At 40.8% G+C, this 15409-nt stretch carries 16 protein-coding genes and 1 riboswitch; of the genes, 7 read left to right on the forward strand and 9 right to left on the reverse strand.

The genetic code is table 11. The features are described 5' to 3' along the window. Nucleotides 1–219: 219 nt before the first annotated feature. The gene (locus tag H8796_RS01045; RefSeq protein ID WP_117936265.1) at nucleotides 220–1632 is read left to right on the forward strand and encodes a PLP-dependent aminotransferase family protein; all 1413 of its coding nucleotides are present in this window, start codon (nucleotides 220–222) and stop codon (nucleotides 1630–1632) included. Here H8796_RS01045 and H8796_RS01050 read toward each other — a convergent pair. After that, on the reverse strand, nucleotides 1624–2820 hold the full coding sequence (locus H8796_RS01050) for a PLP-dependent aminotransferase family protein (protein ID WP_117936267.1): 1197 nt from the start codon (nucleotides 2818–2820) through the stop codon (nucleotides 1624–1626). The two genes, H8796_RS01045 and H8796_RS01050, sit on opposite strands and share 9 nt — an antisense overlap. 249 nt (nucleotides 2821–3069) lie before the next feature. Between H8796_RS01050 and H8796_RS01055 the strand changes: the two genes are divergently transcribed. Next, complete coding sequence (locus H8796_RS01055) at nucleotides 3070–3288, forward strand: hypothetical protein (protein WP_008999031.1); 219 nt, start codon at nucleotides 3070–3072, stop codon at nucleotides 3286–3288. 22 nt (nucleotides 3289–3310) lie between these two features. Here the strand turns inward: H8796_RS01055 and H8796_RS01060 are convergent, their stop codons facing one another. The 7 genes from H8796_RS01060 to H8796_RS01090 form a co-directional block, all read right to left on the reverse strand. Next, nucleotides 3311–3772, reverse strand: coding sequence for a DUF3795 domain-containing protein (locus H8796_RS01060; RefSeq protein ID WP_117936269.1), 462 nt, complete (start codon nucleotides 3770–3772; stop codon nucleotides 3311–3313). 2 nt (nucleotides 3773–3774) lie between these two features. Continuing rightward, entirely contained in the window at nucleotides 3775–4731 is a 957-nt protein-coding gene (locus tag H8796_RS01065) for a GNAT family N-acetyltransferase (protein ID WP_187343899.1), read from the reverse strand. A gap of 138 nt (nucleotides 4732–4869) precedes the next feature. After that, complete coding sequence (locus H8796_RS01070) at nucleotides 4870–6243, reverse strand: MATE family efflux transporter (protein ID WP_187343900.1); 1374 nt, start codon at nucleotides 6241–6243, stop codon at nucleotides 4870–4872. Nucleotides 6244–6336: 93 nt separating this feature from the next. After that, a complete protein-coding gene (locus H8796_RS01075) occupies nucleotides 6337–7071 on the reverse strand; it encodes an alpha/beta fold hydrolase (RefSeq protein WP_187343901.1) in 735 nt (244 codons plus the stop codon). 80 nt (nucleotides 7072–7151) lie between these two features. Beyond that, complete coding sequence (locus H8796_RS01080; RefSeq protein ID WP_187343902.1) at nucleotides 7152–7682, reverse strand: GNAT family N-acetyltransferase; 531 nt, start codon at nucleotides 7680–7682, stop codon at nucleotides 7152–7154. A gap of 13 nt (nucleotides 7683–7695) precedes the next feature. Beyond that, nucleotides 7696–8322: a CatB-related O-acetyltransferase gene (locus H8796_RS01085; RefSeq protein WP_004306418.1), complete on the reverse strand. Its 627-nt coding sequence runs from the start codon at nucleotides 8320–8322 to the stop codon at nucleotides 7696–7698. Between the two features lie 71 nt (nucleotides 8323–8393). Further along, on the reverse strand, nucleotides 8394–8864 hold the full coding sequence (locus H8796_RS01090) for an Lrp/AsnC family transcriptional regulator (protein ID WP_004299136.1): 471 nt from the start codon (nucleotides 8862–8864) through the stop codon (nucleotides 8394–8396). Between the two features lie 178 nt (nucleotides 8865–9042). Here H8796_RS01090 and H8796_RS01095 point away from each other — a divergent pair, with 178 nt between their 5' ends. Together H8796_RS01095 and H8796_RS01100 are read left to right on the forward strand one after the other, a co-directional pair. Continuing rightward, nucleotides 9043–10329, forward strand: a complete 1287-nt coding sequence (locus H8796_RS01095) for an O-acetylhomoserine aminocarboxypropyltransferase/cysteine synthase family protein (RefSeq protein ID WP_004299135.1) — start codon at nucleotides 9043–9045, stop codon at nucleotides 10327–10329. Between the two features lie 68 nt (nucleotides 10330–10397). After that, complete coding sequence (locus H8796_RS01100; protein WP_004306417.1) at nucleotides 10398–10637, forward strand: hypothetical protein; 240 nt, start codon at nucleotides 10398–10400, stop codon at nucleotides 10635–10637. Between the two features lie 102 nt (nucleotides 10638–10739). On the opposite strand, the gene H8796_RS01105 is transcribed toward H8796_RS01100, so the two are convergent. Further along, nucleotides 10740–11648: a mechanosensitive ion channel family protein gene (locus H8796_RS01105; protein ID WP_187343903.1), complete on the reverse strand. Its 909-nt coding sequence runs from the start codon at nucleotides 11646–11648 to the stop codon at nucleotides 10740–10742. A 129-nt stretch (nucleotides 11649–11777) separates the two neighbouring features. After that, nucleotides 11778–11874, forward strand: a riboswitch (TPP riboswitch). Nucleotide 11875: 1 nt separating this feature from the next. On the opposite strand from H8796_RS01105, the gene H8796_RS01110 reads away from it, so the two are divergent. The 3 genes from H8796_RS01110 to H8796_RS01120 are packed head-to-tail and all read left to right on the forward strand — an operon-like array spanning nucleotide 11876 to nucleotide 15372. After that, nucleotides 11876–14125, forward strand: a complete 2250-nt coding sequence (locus H8796_RS01110) for a TonB-dependent receptor (RefSeq protein WP_117936282.1) — start codon at nucleotides 11876–11878, stop codon at nucleotides 14123–14125. Nucleotides 14126–14137: 12 nt separating this feature from the next. Continuing rightward, the gene (gene pnuC, locus H8796_RS01115; protein ID WP_117936284.1) at nucleotides 14138–14749 is read left to right on the forward strand and encodes a nicotinamide riboside transporter PnuC; all 612 of its coding nucleotides are present in this window, start codon (nucleotides 14138–14140) and stop codon (nucleotides 14747–14749) included. After that, complete coding sequence (locus H8796_RS01120; protein WP_117936286.1) at nucleotides 14746–15372, forward strand: thiamine diphosphokinase; 627 nt, start codon at nucleotides 14746–14748, stop codon at nucleotides 15370–15372. Before pnuC ends, H8796_RS01120 begins: the two co-directional genes overlap by 4 nt. Nucleotides 15373–15409: the final 37 nt, after the last annotated feature.

The raw sequence follows: 15409 nt of genomic DNA on the forward strand, positions 1-15409 counted from the left end.
ACTTAAGTCAAACTAACGCTTGACTTAAGTTATTCTTTCGTTTTACTTAAGTCAAACGAAAACTCATTAGGCAACGAAAAAGATATTGTATTCAAGGAGAACAACTAAAAATAGCATAGCGAAAAATTAGTTCTTATCCCCCTGAAGTACCCCACAAAATAGATCAAACACAACAGATGCAGACATCATTTTTGTATCTTTGCCGGATACAGAATAAACATGAAAAGAGAAATCCTATATCAAAAGATAGCCGGCACCATCGCTTGGCAAATAAAAACAGGTATATGGAAAGCAGGTGAGAAATTACCTTCTTTACGTACTATCAGCAATGAATATGGCGTGAGTTTAAACACGGCAATCCAGGTATATTATGAACTGGAAAAGGAAGGATTTATCATCTCCCGCCCCAAATCAGGGTACATTGTCAATTATAAACCATTAAATTTGTCTGCTCCGGCAACAACACAACCTGCAACTCAATCTTTAGGAAAAGAAGAGGCCGACTTAATCATGGAAGTATATCATTCCATCGAAGATTCGTCCATCACCCGTTTCTCACTGGGAATACCGGAAGACGTTCTATTGCCTATTGCAAAGCTCAATAAGGAATTAATCAAGGCAATGTATTCACTTCCGGGAAACGGTACCAGGTATGAAGACCCGCAGGGAAATATTCGGTTAAGAAACTATATTGCCCGTTTTGCATATAGCTGGAATGGAAATCTGACTGAAGATGATATTGTCACTACCACGGGAGTGACCAATTCTATCTCTTTAGCATTATCTGTTATTGCCCGAAAAGGAGATACGATAGCTGTTGAAAGTCCTGTTTATTTCGGCATATTGCAGTTGGCCAACAGCATGGGACTCCGGGTGTTGGAACTGCCCACCAACCCTGTAACAGGTATTGAGCCCGATGCTTTAAGAAAAGTATTACCGCAGATTAATCTATGCCTGCTTATCAGTAATTTCAGTAATCCACTGGGAAGTTGTATGCCCGATGAGCATAAAAAAGAGGTAGTGCAGATGTTGGCTGAACATAATATTCCTCTGATTGAAGATGATTTATACGGTGATGTATTCTTCGGACATTCACGCCCTAAGCCATGCAAAGCTTTCGATGAAAAGGGACTTGTGTTATGGTGTGGCTCTGTGTCAAAGACATTAGCTCCCGGTTACCGGGTAGGCTGGATTGCCCCCGGTAAATTTAAAGATGCTGTTATTCGCCAAAAACATATTCATTTAATATCCACTCCTACCCTCAATCAGGAGGCTATCGCCAACTTTATGGAAAACGGCAGGTATGAGAATCATTTGCGCAGGTTGCGCCATGAATTACATTCCAACAGTCTTCATCTGGCACAATCTATTACCGACTATTTCCCCGAAGACACTAAAATCATAACTCCGCAGGGAGGTTTCATGCTTTGGGTGGAACTAAACAAAAAGATTGATACCACAGAATTATATTACAAAGCCATGCAACACAAGATCAGCATTGCTCCCGGACGCATGTTTACACTGCACGACCAGTACAGAAACTGTATGCGTTTGAGTTTCGGCCAGCAATGGAGTCCTTTTATCGAAGAACGCTTGCAGGTTTTAGGAAGTGTTATCAAAGAATCATTCTGATTGGCGGATATACTCCTTTACCACCTCTCCGAGAGTCTTCAGCCCTTTCTCTATTTTGTCTTCAGGCATATTGGAGTAGTTTATTCTAAGCGTATTTTCCTTGTTGCCATTCGGATAAAAAGAACCTCCCGGAACAAAAGCAATCTTTTTCTCCAGACTTCTGACTAAAACATCGCGTGCTGAAATCCCCACAGGAAGTTCTATCCAGGTAAATAGTCCGCCTTCGGGCCGAGTGAACTTTATTGTATCCGGAAAATAACGTTCTATACTTTCAATCGCAACATTCCTGCGCCTTCTATATACTTCGACTATTTTTGCAATATGTTTATCAATATCATACCGCTTCAGATATTCGGCAATGGTCATCTGGGCAATAGTGTTGCATTGTAAATCCGTACCTTGCTTGACTAATACATATTTGCGGATAATATCTTTATCCCCCGCAACCCAGCCAATCCGGAAACCGGGACAGAATATTTTCGAAAAACTGCCTGTACACAAAATATTTCCAGCCTCATCAAAAGACTTTATAGAGGGCAAAGGTTCTCCCTCAAACCTTAACTCGCCATACGGATTATCCTCAATAACTGCAACACTGTATTTGGCAGATAATTCAGCCAATTTCCTGCGTCTTTCCAGACTCCACGTTTTTCCTGTAGGATTCTGAAAGGTAGGTATGGCATATATCAGTTTTATATGCGAAGTGTTGCTCAAAACATCTTCCAAAACGTCCATCATCATCCCTTCCTCATCCGTGGGAATTTCAATGAAGCTACACCCATACGCTTTGAATGCGCTAATCGCAGCCAAATAGGTCGGGCTTTCACAAAGCACGACATCTCCTTCGTCCAAAAAGACTTTTCCGGACAAGTCCAATCCTTGTTGCGAACCATGGGTTATCAAAATATTGTCTTTATCGAAAGCAGTCCCCAAACGCCCGTTCATCCGGTTGGCAATCCATTCTCGCAAAGGAGCATAACCTTCCGTTGTGGTATATTGAAGTGCTTTTGTACCTGCTTCTTTCAATACAATCTGATTGATCTCATTGATTTCATCTATTGGGAAAAGTTCCGGAGCAGGCAGACCACCGGCAAACGAAATCACCTCTTCCTGTTCAGTCACTTTTAATATCTCTCTTATTTCCGAAGCCTTTATATAAGACATTCTTTTAGCAAAATTCAACTTCATAACCTTTAAGTATATTAGGAGATTAAAACAACACTGCAAAGTAAAGCAAAAAAGAAAGACGAGAACAGATACACTTTTTTATATATTGACAGGTACAGATGAGGGAGTTTTCAAAGGATAGCTATATGAAGTTAATCTCCCATATTACTTATTTCGTCATGAGGAATCAGGGCGTTCGTCGAATAATCCTATACAGAACCCTGTTTAAACTTACCTTTGCACAGAAAACAATAGTAATCGATAGTAACTATGGAAGAGCAAATACTAATTTTTCGCACCTCGGTAAAGAATGTACGGGATATCAAACATATCGCAGCGCTTTTCACCCTATGTCCCCAAATCTACAAATGGAATGTAGATATGGAGGACTGGGAAAAAGTGTTGAGAATAGAATGTCAGGGAATCACCCCGACTGAAATATCAAAGGCATTACGCGCCATCAACATTTATGCGCAGGAACTGGAATAAAGCAGAGAGAGAAAGCCAAAAACTAATAACGAGGTAAATCCTTTACTTCTTCATAATATTTTTCTATTCCAATCTCTTGCATCCGTCTGTTGATGGCTACAAATCTCTTATATAAATGTTCATCAAAACCTGTATTCTCACAAGGAAAATGGCTACACTGGAAGCAATAATCCACTTGCTTCTCTTCGCTGCATACACGAACATTACAGGTTTTGAACAACTTGCATTTCTCTTTTCTGCACCCCTGACAAGTCGCTACGGATAAATGATTCAAAAACTCTTTAAAATCGGGGTATTTTGCAAAGACAGGCTCATCAAGCATCTCTACAAAACGTTGTGCATAGACATCAAAATTGCCTAATGCCTTCTTGAGTTCACCGCTGTGATAAGAAATATCTCCATCGGCAAAAGCAAAGCACTTTCCGCAATGCAGTCCACAAGGGGCAATGCGCCCCTTAATAAATTCACCATCCACCTTTTTCATTTTCACTCTTCAATTATTAATTCCATCTGTATGTCTCCTCTTTCATAAGTCGTGTGATATTCGGGAAGTTCCTTGAAGCCCAACTTATGATAAATATGGATAGCCGGTTTCAGACGCGTATTGCTCTCTATAAAGATTCTTTTACCACCAAGCTCCTTCGCTTTATTTACAACTGCTTCGCAAAGCAGTACTCCAATACCTTTGCCCTGAACCTTAGGGCTGACAGCCAGTTTGGCCAACTCATAATCATAAAGCGGATGATCCATCTTACACAAAGCACATACACCGACCGGCTCATCTTTATAAAGAGCCACCAAAATAGCTCCTCCCTTATCCAGAATATATTCCTTTGGATGATCCAAAGCCTTGTAATCGGCCTCTTCCATCCGAAAATAAGCAGTTATCCACTCTTCGTTAAGGGTCCGGAAGGCAGATTGATAGCAAGGTTCATAAGGAACTATTTTGATGTCCTTACTCTCTCGTTCCTTTTTCGCTTCCTTCACCCGCTCCAACAGGGATTTATCCAACAAAAGATTCTCCCATTCTTCGATAGCCTCCCAAAGGTCATTCCGGGTTTGCTGCGTGATTTGCTCAATAGCTGCCGTAACATCTATACACTGTTCCGAAAAAGAGTCGGACATTCTTTTTCCTTTGGCAGATAACATGACTATGTTTCTTCTCCCGTCGGATTTGTCCTTTGTCTCCTTCACTAATCCTTTAGCTACCATTTCTTTAATAATATTACTCACGGAAGGATGAGAATGACCAATCTCTTTGGCTATGGACGTAATGGTTTTTGCCTCCCCACGTGATAATACAAAAAATACAGGAAACCATTTCGGTTTGAGGTCTACTCCAAACATTTTATAGATGGCGGCTGCATCTACTGTTATTTTATCGGTCAACATGCGTAATCTGCTACCGATGGCTAATTTGCCTGTCTGATTAAAAAAGTCCATGTTTTTATTAGTTGCGTCACTAAATACGTAATTGATTACGCAAATATATTAGCTTTTTATAATATGAACAAACATTTTTCGCAAAAATACGTAAGCCGTTACATAATTAGTTCTATTTATGGATAAACATCAGGAAATTTAGCTTATGTGCAAAGTGCTCCTTTGGATTTTTCCCAATATTTTGGGGAACTGCCAGAAGAACAACAAAGTACAACAAATTGCCGCTGTCGCATCGGATATTGCTTCAGCCGCATATACACCGGCTACTCCCATAAAATGTGGCGATATTAATGCCAATGGGATCAATAGGATTGCTTTGCGCAACAAGGCTATGAAAATAGAAATTTTTGCTTGTCCCAAGGCTACAAACATATTTTGGCAGGCTCGTTGCAATCCGAAAATAGTCATACCACCCAAGAAAACAGGCATTGCCCAGCGGACTGTTTCTATCAATCTTTCATCACTCGTAAAGGCGGAAGCTACTGTTGAGGGGAAAAGAATCATAAACAACATCAGCAGTAAGTTGAATGAGAACATGGTTATCAATGCGACACGGAAACAGTCTTTGACACGTTGTTTATCGCCGTGCCCATAATTATAACTCACAATAGGAACGAACCCTTGCGCAAATCCTGTTAATGGGACACTTGCAAATTGCATCGCACTTTGCAAGATGGTCAATGCGCTGACATAAATATCTCCAAAATCTTTCAGGCTGCTGTTCAGAACAAAGCCAACCAGGCTTTCGGTACTTGCCATAATAAACGGTGATACGCCCAAAGCAAATATAGAAAGTATTATTTCCCGGTTCAACGCCATATAACGTTTTTCTAAAGGGAGAGAGGCGTACCGGGAGAAAAGGAAAGTTAAAACCCACACTGCACTACATGCCTGTGAAAGCACTGTAGCCAGAGCTGCACCTTTTACTCCCATATCGAGCCAAAAAATGAAAATCGGGTCGAGGACGATATTCAACAGTGCTCCTATTAATACCGAGTACATGGCGATAGCAGGACGCCCTTGTGCATTGATAAAAGAATTTAATCCTGTGGATATTTCTACGAAGATAGTTCCTAATAAATAGATAGAAAGATAGTTGACTGCATACTCCAATGTATTTTCTGAAGCTCCTGTAAAAAGTAGAATCGGCTCCATAAAGGTATATGCGATGAGAGAAGTAAACAAGGTGAATAGTATCAGCAGGATAAAACCATTACCCAGAATTTTTCCGGCACGTGAACGATCCCCCTGTCCGAGTGCGATAGCCGCTAACGGCGCACCCCCACCTCCTACTATCGCTGAAAAAGAAGAAATCAGTATAACAAGAGAAGTCGTTACTCCTACACCCGCCAATGCATCCGTACCAATCCCAGGGATATGGCCAATATAAATACGGTCGACCATGCTATAAAGCAAATTAACAAATTGCGCTGCCACAGCCGGAAGTGCCATCTTAAAAACAAGCGGTAACATGCGCTCTGTCCCCAGTCGTTCTTCATATTTATTTATCATCCCAAACTTCTTTTTCTAAAATCAGTTGCAAAGTTATAAGAAAAACAGGCTTCCGATTTAAAACCATTGGATAAAATAAATATAATACATCAGTTATCTCCATGTAAGAAATCCATAGATATACTGATTGATAAGGTTGTGTTGTTCTTCCGTTCCATTCTCTCCCATATTGCTATGTGTTACTCCATCTAATTTTACAACCTTCATCCGGAATTGTTCCTGCTCCTTTTCAGTAGGTAACACTCCAGAGTCTGCATCATAATCGCCTCCTCTTAGTGTATAGAGTCGAGGTTTCTGTGTTCTGGGCATTATCATTCTGCGATGATCCATAGATATGGCTTTATTTATCAACTGCGGATATCGGGTAGCAAATAACATGGTCATATCTCCGCCATTGGAATGTCCTATCAATATAAAGTCATTCCAATTTAATTGTGGCTTCAATTTCTTAAATTCCTGAATAGTAAAAAGAATATTTGCCACTCCCCTTTCCCAATTTGGCATGCGTGTTTCCATGAAATTACCTTCCATGGCCAAAAGAGGATCATCTGCCAATTCATGTTGTATGCTTATTACGTAAAAGCCTTTCTGGGAAAGGAATCGTGTTAGATAGGCATAAGTCTGATTGGACTTATTATTTTTATTTCCATCGTAGCCGTGGCTAAATATAATGACTTTTGTTTTCGAATTCACTTTGTGCGGCTGATAGACGGCTAGCGGTATCACTCTGTTTCTTGAAGCATCAAAAAGGCAAGTCGAAAACTCTATTTGTGAGAAACAAGAGAGTGCTGATAATAAAAGAACAAATACAATAATTAGTTTCTTCATGTCTATGATGTGATATTTATTATTCTATAAATCTAAGAGCAACTGAATTATAACAATGAATGCATAATGTAAGGAAGGGATTATAAAATGATTTTCTCATAAAGTTTGAACCACTCTAAACCGTAATGACCCAATCCTAAATCTACGGTATCAATGTATTCGAACCCACACTTTTCGTACAATGAAATAGCCGGAAGATTTTTCTCGTAAACATCTAACCGCACAGACTTTATCCCCGAACTTTGAGCCAATTCCAATGAATAATCCATTAATGCATGCCCTACTCCTATTTTCAAAAAAGAAGGATATACAACAAAAGTATGTATCACAAAGATATGGCTATAGTCCAGTTCTATTTTCCATTTGACATTCTCATAAGCCTTTTCCGGTTGATGATTTAAAATGACTGAACCGACAATTCTTCCATCATATCTTGCTACGTAAATCGTTTCATCATTTACACCGGCAACCGCATCTTCCCGAACAGGATAAACACCTTTTATCCACCCAGGATAATTAGTCGTAGCAGCCAGATAATCATTCAGTTCATCATACAGCTTTTCCAGTTCATCTATATCAGCAGAAGTTCCGGGCTCTATTGTAAATTTCATATATACACACTGTTTATCTTTTTATCAGTTCTTCAATCTTTCCACCTGTAATATAAGGTATACATTCGGATATCTTCTCAATACTCCAATCCCACCATTGCAATTTCTGCAATTGAACAATCGTATTCTCATCAAAACGCTTCCGAATTTCTTTAGCTGGTGTCCCACCTACTATCGTATAAGGAGGAACATCTTTAGTAACCACTGCCCGCGACGCAATAACCGCTCCATCTCCGATATGAACTCCTGCCATGATAACAGCTTCATATCCAATCCAGACATCATTACCTATTACTATATCCCCTTTATTATCCCAAGCAGAAGTTACATCTCCTTTATCTAAATTCCATTCCTCAAAAAAGATAGGAAACGTATAATTGGATAAAGAACCCAATGTGTGGTTTGCGCTGTTAAAAAGAAATTTGGCTCCACAAGCAATGGAACAGAATTTGCCAATTATCAATCGGTCTTTATTAATCGGATAATGATATAATACATTGTTCTTCTCAAAAAGAACAGGATCATTTACAAAGTCATTGTATATTGTATAATCACCTACCATAATGGCAGGATTCTTAATCACTGTATTCAGATAAACAGTCTGGAAATCATTGGTGCGAGGATATGTTTTTGAATTCATTGTGTCAGCAGAAGAGGATTTATATTACATAGCAAATATACAAGATAAATTTCAGACTATCACACAACGAACTAAATATGTATCCCATATTGATGCTTCACTTCAGCCATTACAAACGTGCTTTCCAGTGATCCTAAGCTATCAATCGTCCCCAACACATTCAGAATAAACTCCTGATAGTATTTCATATTGGGAGCATGAATCTTCAACAGGTAATCATAACTTCCTGATATGTTATAACATTCGGTTACTTCAGGAATATCCTGTATAATCCGTGTAAACTCGGCTGCTATATCCCTGTTCAGACGTCTAAGCTTCACACTGCAGAATACGACAAATCCCTGATTCAGCTTTTCCGCATCCAATACGGCAATATACTTCTTTATATATCCTCCACTCTCCAACCGTTTAAGACGTTCAAAAACAGGAGTTGAAGAAAGGCTCACCCGTGCAGCCAACTCTTTTGTCGTCAATCGGGCGTTTTCTTGCAAAGTACGGAGTATTTGCAAATCGACTCTATCCAGTTTATCAAAAGTATCCATAAGAAAAATATTCTTCTAAAAGGTGATTTCTAGGAATAGCACAGTTGTATTATTCCATATAATGGCACAAAAATAGCATTATTTTCTATATTTCAGATATATATTGTTCGATATATCTTCATCCAATAACTTTGCAAGAAAATAAAGAAAGAATATTAAACTTAAAAAATATACGATTATGGCAACAAAGAATTTACATTTCGAGACTTTACAAGTTCATGTAGGACAAGAACAAGCAGATCCGGCAACAGATGCCCGTGCAGTACCTATTTATCAGACTACTTCTTATGTATTTCACAACTCCGCTCACGCAGCCGCACGTTTCGGCCTGCAGGACCCGGGAAACATCTACGGTCGTCTGACCAACTCCACTCAAGGAGTTTTTGAACAACGCGTAGCCGCTCTTGAAGGAGGAGTAGCAGGGCTGGCAGTTGCTTCGGGTGCCGCTGCTATCACTTATGCTTTCGAGAACATCACTCGTGCAGGCGACCATATTGTGGCAGCCAAAACTATTTATGGAGGAAGCTATAACTTACTGGCTCATACCTTACCCAGTTATGGCATCACAACAACATTCGTTGATCCAAGTGATTTATCGAACTTTGAAAAAGCCATTCAGGAAAATACGAAAGCCGTATTTATCGAGACATTGGGAAATCCGAACTCAAATATCATTGATATAGAGGCAGTAGCTGAAATAGCCCACCGCCACAAAATACCTTTGATTATTGACAACACATTTGGTACCCCGTATTTAATCCGCCCTATCGAACACGGAGCAGATATCGTAGTACATTCCGCAACAAAATTCATTGGCGGACACGGTTCGTCATTAGGAGGAGTCATTGTAGATTCGGGCAAATTCGACTGGGTAGCTTCCGGCAAATTTCCACAACTAACCGAACCTGATCCATGCTATCATGGCGTACGCTTCGTTGATGCAGCCGGTCCGGCTGCCTATGCCATCCGTATCCGGGCTATTCTGCTGCGCGACACAGGTGCCACCATCAGTCCATTCAACGCTTTTATCCTGTTGCAAGGCTTGGAAACTCTTTCCTTGCGCGTAGAACGCCATGTAGAAAATGCATTGAAGGTAGTGAATTTCTTAAACAATCATCCGAAAGTGAAGAAAGTGAACCATCCATCATTATCCAATCATCCTGACCATGCACTGTATCAACGTTACTTCCCGAATGGTGCCGGTTCCATTTTTACTTTCGAGGTAAAAGGCGGACAAGAGGAAGCACACCGCTTCATCGACAGCCTGGAGATTTTCTCCCTGCTTGCCAATGTTGCCGATGTGAAATCATTGGTGATCCACCCGGCAAGCACTACCCATTCACAGCTCAATGCACAGGAACTCGCCGAACAGGAGATTTATCCGGGCACCGTACGTTTATCAATTGGAACGGAACATATTGATGACCTGATTGCGGATTTGGATCAGGCGCTTGCCAAAATCTAACATTCAATCATTGAACTTTCCATGACTGCAAGATGTTATACCTATATAACATTAAAAACATTGCAGTCATGGAAAAATATTTAATACACAGCAACGAACTGCATCTGATAGACGCAGAGAAAATCCATCAAGCCGTAGAAAAGATGGTGGAATCACTCGATTTAGCCGCAGGATCAACCACTAACTTCGATCTCTATCAGGTTGTGGAAAACTACTTTAAAGATCTCGAGAAAAGGAGAAAAATTAATCATGTACTGGGAATCAAAGAAGATAGATATGAACTAGCCGAAGATTTCGGTATAAAATAAAAAAGAGATTTATTCAATCACACCAGACAAGTTTTCCAAAAAATAAGGGAGTTGCACGTTAAGTACAACTCCCTTATTTTTTGAATTATCAGAGTATAACAATCAATTTCCCTGATGCACAGTAAGCTGTGGGAAAGGGAAGTTGATACCTTTTTCATTGAAGGTTTCGTAAATAGCTTTATTGGTATCGAAATAAACACCCCAATAATCTCCGCTATTTACCCATACACGTACCACCACATTCACACTGCTGGCATCTAGCGCATGAAGAGCTATAAACGGAGCAGGTTCATTCAAGATACGTTTATCTTCAGCCAGAATATCACGAACTATCTGCTGAACCTTATTGTAATCTTCCCCATAATCTATACCAATAATCCATTCTACACGGCGGGTTTCCTGATGACTATAGTTGGTCACTACTCCACTGCTCAATGAACCATTTGGAATATAAATCAATTTGTTGTCCGAAGTAGTAAGGATAGTATGAAATATCTGGATTTCTTTTACTGTACCGGCTGAACCTTGCTGTGTTTCTATCCAGTCACCTACCTTATAAGGTTTGAACAAAAGAATAACCAGTCCCCCGGCAAAGTTCTGCAAATTGCCGGACAAAGCCATACCGACAGCCACACCGGCAGAAGCCAATAAAGCCGCAAACGAAGTTGTTTCAACTCCCAAGGCGCCGACAACAGAAATGATTAAAAGGATTGTCAACAGAATATTTACCAGACTTCTAACGAAAGTTTTGATACTTATATCCACCTTTCGTTTATCCAACAGACGTCTTATAAACTTGTTGAGCAACGAGATAAGGAAACGTCCGACAATAAAGACGATGACCGCAATCAATATACGTTCTCCGGCACGAATACCGAAGTCTATCAGTTGTTGAGTAATCAGCGAAAGTTTATCCAATCCGTCGGCATTGGCAATCGCTTCTTCCATTAATTTATCTGCGGCCACTTGCACAGAATCCGCAGCTTGTGTTGCTTGCAATAATAGTAGCATAATTAAAATATATATTAAGTGAATAAATTGCTGTTTTGCTATTTCAACAATCTACAAAGTTATATTGTTTTTAGCGAATCTAAAAGTTTTTTTTGCTTTCCTCCTGCAAAAGCTGTATTTTTGTAACCGATTCACTGGTAGGGGTGCCTTAACATGACGGGCTGAGAACATACCCATAGAATCTGATCCGGGTAATGCCGGCGTAGAGAACTAATTAGTAAGCAAAAATGAAAAGAATTGTATGGATGGCCGTCGCCTTATTGGGCGCAGGCATCACTGTTCATGCACAGACGAGTGCAAAGGACAGTATGAGAGTAGTAAACCTGCAAGAGGTGCAGGTAGTATCCACACGTGCCACAGCCAAAACTCCCGTGGCATTCACCAATATAGGTAAAGCAGAACTCAAAAAGGTAAACTTCGGACAGGATATCCCCTATCTGCTAAGTATGACTCCTTCCACATTGACCACATCGGATGCAGGAGCTGGTATCGGCTATACGACACTTCGCGTACGTGGAACCGATGGCACACGAATCAACATCACAGTAAACGGCATACCGATGAACGATGCCGAAAGCCATAACCTGTTCTGGGTGAATATGCCCGACTTTTCTTCTTCCGTAAAAGATATGCAGGTGCAGCGCGGAGCAGGTACATCGACGAACGGAGCAGGTGCTTTTGGAGCCAGTGTCAATATGCAAACCGAAGGTGCATCTATGAAACCATACGCCGAATTCAATGGTTCATACGGTTCGTTCAATACACACAAGGAAACAGTGAAAGTGGGAACCGGCTTACTCAATAACCACTGGACGTTTGACGCCCGCCTTTCCAATATCGGTACGGACGGATACATAGACCGTGCTTCGGTGGACTTGAACTCTTACTACCTGCAAGGAGGTTATTTTGCAGAAAACACCTCTGTGAAACTGATTGCATTTGCCGGAAAAGAAAAGACATATCATGCTTGGGGATATGCAACAAAAGAGCAAATGGAAGAATTCGGCAGACGTTACAATCCTTGCGGGGAAATGTACACCGATGCCAACGGCAAAAAACATTATTACGACGACCAAACAGATAATTACCTGCAAAAGAATTATCAACTTCTCTTCAATCACACTTTCTCAACGGCTTGGAACCTAAACGTTGCCCTACATTATACCAAAGGTGACGGTTATTACGAAGAGTACAAAGACGGCAGATACCTGATAGAATATGGGTTAAAGCCATTTACAATAGATGGAACCGAAGTAGCTAAAAGCGATTTAGTCCGTCAAAAGAAGATGGATAATAAATTCGGCGGCGGTGTTTTTTCTCTCAATTACACAGCTAACAGGCTAAGTGCATCCCTGGGCGGCGGATTAAATCAATACCGGGGCAATAACTTCGGAAGAGTTCCCTGGGTGAAAAACTATGTAGGTTCTCTATCTCCCGACCATGAATATTACCGCAACAAATCCAAGAAGACCGATGGAAATATTTATCTGAAAGCGAACTACGATCTTACTAAAGGACTAAGTGCTTATGCCGATCTCCAGTATCGCCACATCAACTATACCATCGACGGAAACAATGATAAATATGACTGGAGCAAGAATGCCCTGCGTCCACTGGCAGTAGATAAAAAGTTCGATTTCTTTAATCCGAAAGTAGGATTAAACTGGAACATCACTTCCAACCATCGTGTCTATGCCTCTTTCTCGGTTGCTCAAAAAGAGCCGACAAGAAACAATTATACGGATGGTGATCCGGACTCGTACCCCAAAGCAGAAAAGCTGCTCGACTATGAAGCAGGATATACCTTCGCCAACCAATGGCTGACAGCAGGTGCAAACTTCTACTACATGGACTATACCGACCAACTGGTTCTGACCGGAGCCTTAAACGATATAGGTGAAGCACTGACCGAAAACGTGCCGGACAGTTATCGCATGGGAATCGAAATCATGCTGGGAATCAAACCGTGCAAATGGTTTCAATGGGATATCAACGCTACATGGAGCAAAAACCGTATTCAGGATTTCGTAGAGAGCCTGCCGGGCTACCACTATAATAACGACGGTAGCTCTACTTCTCTCCCAACTATTCAGATAAAGCATAAAGACACTCACATTGCTTTCTCACCGGACTTCTTACTCAACAATCGTTTCTCATTCAAATCTAAGGGATTCGAAGCTGCCCTGCAATCACAGTTCGTAAGCAAACAGTATATGACAAACGCAGAAGTTGAAGAACTGACTCTTGATAAGTATTTTGTCAGCAACCTCAATCTGGCGTACAGCTTCCGTCCCAAGAAAGTACTGAAAGAAGTCACCGTAGGATTTACTGTATACAATTTGTTTAATGAAAAATATGAAAACAACGGCTGGGCATCAAGTGACTACACCGATACGCTGGAAAATCGGGGAAACTATGCCGGATATGCTGCACAAGCAGGAACAAACGTTATGGGACATGTTTCTTTCCGCTTTTAATCACACAGAGTTATGGAATTGAATTTTCTGGAAATATTCGGTACGATTGTCGGGCTGGTCTACCTTTGGTTAGAGTACCGGGCAAGTATCTACCTTTGGATAGCGGGTATTGTGATGCCTGCCATCTATATCTTCGTATATTACAAAGCCGGATTGTATGCTGACTTTGGCATCAATATCTACTACCTGATAGCTGCCATCTACGGCTGGTTCTTCTGGATATGGGGACACAGAAAAAAGAAAGGCCAATTGACGACAGCAGATGCTTCAATCGGTGCCCCCCCTAAAGGTCTTCCTATCGTACATACTCCGGGAAAATGTTACTTACCTCTTTTTCTGATATTCATCGTTTCTTTCCTCGGTATTGCATGGATACTGATAGCATATACGGATAGCAATGTTCCTTGGCTAGATAGCTTTACTACCGCATTAAGTATTGTTGGCATGTGGATGCTGGCACGCAAATACATCGAACAATGGTTTGCCTGGATTCTTGTGGATATTGTCTGCTGCGGACTTTATATCTACAAAGACCTTTATTTTACTTCCGCTTTGTACGGACTTTACTCCATTATAGCTATCTTTGGCTACTTTAAGTGGAAAAAATTAATGAGCATACAATGAAATACGAACACTATACTCCCGAAGCCGTGATACTTGCCAATGGCGAATATCCCAGCCATCCTCTTCCCCTGCAAATGCTGGAAAATGCAGAATTTGTAGTTTGTTGTGACGGGGCAGCCAATGAATATATCCTGCGTGGGCATACTCCCGATGTAATTATCGGTGACGGGGATTCTCTTTCCCCGGAATATAAAGAACTTTTCTCTCCTATTGTACATCAGATAGCGGACCAAGAAACGAACGACCAAACCAAAGCCGTTCATTTCCTGCAAAAGAAAGGATTCCGGAGAATTGCCATTGTCGGAGCCACCGGCAAACGGGAAGATCATACGTTAGGAAACATCAGTCTGCTGATCGACTACATGAAAGATGGTATCGAGGTACGTACCATTACCAACTATGGTATGTTTATTCCCGCCAAAGACACGCAAACTTTCGCCTCTCATCCGGGGCAACAAGTTTCAATTTTCAATTTCGGAGCGAAAGGATTGCAAGGAGAAGGATTAGTTTATCCTCTTAGTGATTTTACTAATTGGTGGCAAGGAACGCTTAATGAAGCAACAGCTAATGAGTTTACTGTTCATTGTACGGGAGAATATTTAGTATTCCTAGCTTCTATATAAACGATATTGCCATTACTCGGTTTATACCACCCTATTG

Source organism: Bacteroides sp. M10, from assembly GCF_014334015.1.
In the GTDB taxonomy this organism is placed as follows: Bacteria; Bacteroidota; Bacteroidia; order Bacteroidales; family Bacteroidaceae; genus Bacteroides; species Bacteroides intestinigallinarum.

Coding starts and splice junctions, on each gene's coding strand:
- H8796_RS01070 (WP_187343900.1), bottom strand. CDS start 6,243: ATGATAAATAAATATGAAGAACGACTGGGGACAGAGCGCATGTTACCG.
- pnuC (WP_117936284.1), top strand. CDS start 14,138: ATGGAATTGAATTTTCTGGAAATATTCGGTACGATTGTCGGGCTGGTC.
- H8796_RS01095 (WP_004299135.1), top strand. CDS start 9,043: ATGGCAACAAAGAATTTACATTTCGAGACTTTACAAGTTCATGTAGGA.
- H8796_RS01080 (WP_187343902.1), bottom strand. CDS start 7,682: ATGAAATTTACAATAGAGCCCGGAACTTCTGCTGATATAGATGAACTG.
- H8796_RS01105 (WP_187343903.1), bottom strand. CDS start 11,648: ATGCTACTATTATTGCAAGCAACACAAGCTGCGGATTCTGTGCAAGTG.
- H8796_RS01055 (WP_008999031.1), top strand. CDS start 3,070: ATGGAAGAGCAAATACTAATTTTTCGCACCTCGGTAAAGAATGTACGG.
- H8796_RS01120 (WP_117936286.1), top strand. CDS start 14,746: ATGAAATACGAACACTATACTCCCGAAGCCGTGATACTTGCCAATGGC.
- H8796_RS01090 (WP_004299136.1), bottom strand. CDS start 8,864: ATGGATACTTTTGATAAACTGGATAGAGTCGATTTGCAAATACTCCGT.
- H8796_RS01110 (WP_117936282.1), top strand. CDS start 11,876: ATGAAAAGAATTGTATGGATGGCCGTCGCCTTATTGGGCGCAGGCATC.
- H8796_RS01060 (WP_117936269.1), bottom strand. CDS start 3,772: ATGAAAAAGGTGGATGGTGAATTTATTAAGGGGCGCATTGCCCCTTGT.
- H8796_RS01075 (WP_187343901.1), bottom strand. CDS start 7,071: ATGAAGAAACTAATTATTGTATTTGTTCTTTTATTATCAGCACTCTCT.
- H8796_RS01065 (WP_187343899.1), bottom strand. CDS start 4,731: ATGGACTTTTTTAATCAGACAGGCAAATTAGCCATCGGTAGCAGATTA.
- H8796_RS01045 (WP_117936265.1), top strand. CDS start 220: ATGAAAAGAGAAATCCTATATCAAAAGATAGCCGGCACCATCGCTTGG.
- H8796_RS01050 (WP_117936267.1), bottom strand. CDS start 2,820: ATGAAGTTGAATTTTGCTAAAAGAATGTCTTATATAAAGGCTTCGGAA.
- H8796_RS01085 (WP_004306418.1), bottom strand. CDS start 8,322: ATGAATTCAAAAACATATCCTCGCACCAATGATTTCCAGACTGTTTAT.
- H8796_RS01100 (WP_004306417.1), top strand. CDS start 10,398: ATGGAAAAATATTTAATACACAGCAACGAACTGCATCTGATAGACGCA.